This window comes from Bartonella sp. CB10SXKL (assembly GCF_042195515.1).
GTDB lineage: Bacteria > Pseudomonadota > Alphaproteobacteria > Rhizobiales > Rhizobiaceae > Bartonella.
The window spans coordinates 1-1,324 of the sequence record NZ_JBHION010000079.1; the positions used below are offsets into that span (position 1 = coordinate 1).

At 36.8% G+C, this 1,324-nt stretch carries 1 protein-coding gene; it reads left to right on the forward strand.

Annotation, left to right across the window (positions count from 1 at the left end; all coding sequences use genetic code 11):
- On the forward strand, window positions 1-1,125 hold a 1,125-nt coding region (locus ACFIK3_RS09505; protein WP_375676620.1), incomplete at its 5' end, for a DUF3987 domain-containing protein.
- Between the last annotated feature and the right edge of the window lie 199 nt (window positions 1,126-1,324).

Genomic DNA, 1,324 nt, shown 5'->3' on the forward strand with positions numbered 1-1,324 from the left:
AAAGATATTCTTATTGAATTAGACAAAAGAGAAAAGAAAAAACAAGCCTACAAAGCACTCAAAGATCAAGACGAGGAACAAGCCCTTGCTCTTCTTTCTCAATCTCTTGAACATAAAGAAAGTGAGGAAGATGACACGCTTAATAAACGACGTCTTATTGTCAACGATGTGACCGTCGAAAAGCTTGGGGAATTGTTAAAAGAAAACCCCCGTGGTTTATTGTTGGTTCGTGATGAATTATCTGGTTTTTTATCCGATTTGGAACGGAAGGAATATCAATCAGACCGTTCTTTTTATCTAACAGCTTTTAATGGCAAAAAATCATACACCTATGACCGTATAGGACGTGGAACCATTTTTATTCCCAATGCAACCATTTCCATTATTGGGGGCATTCAACCTTCACGGATTATTCCCATTATTCAAGCAATGCACCATGGAACAAATAATGACGGCTTATTGCAACGATTTCAAATGCTGGTGTGGCCCGATGAACGAAAAGAGCGGTTATGGGTTGATAGACCTCCCAATCAAAAGGCATGGGAAAGTTATCAAGGAATTTTTCGTTCTCTTTATGATAAACCATTAGGATCACCAAAACACCCTATTACCATACGCTTTTCTGCTGAAGCTCAAGAAATGTTTCGTGTATGGTGGGAAAATTTTCAAAGAACAATCAAAGGAGGTCATTTCTCATCAAGTTTACAAGCGCATCTTTTGAAAATGAATAAAACCATACCAACCCTTGCATTGATTTTTGAATTGAGTGAAGGGGGGCGTTTTGAAATCAATAGAGATGCCCTTGAGAGAGCCTTATATTGGGAAGAATATCTGATAAGTCATGCAAAACGTCTTTATGCGGCGAATGATACATTAACAGCAGAGCGTGCAAAATTAATTGTAGAGCGCTGTGATCTTTTACCCAATGTTTTTACGGCAAGAGATATCTATAGACGGTGTTGGAGATCTTTAAAAGACAATGGAGCCGTTAAGCAAGCTTTAGAGCTTTTATGTCGTTGTAACTATATTCGTGAATTTCCTATAGAGGGGAATGAATTAGGTCGGCGTCCTGATAGACGGTATGAATGGCATCCTTTGGTTAAAAACAACAGCATAAAACAATAAAAAAATCTCTTTTGAAGTCTTTAAGACAACCACGCAAAACTCTTTTTATGGCATTCTCATCAAGGAACTTTTTTCCAAAAGCAAATGATCTGAGTGACCTTATCAGAAGAGTTTTGTCAGTCTTGTCAGTTCATTCTAGCTACTATATTATTTTTTTTAAATGAGAGAAAATTAAAAACATTATATTTCAATAGGTTAG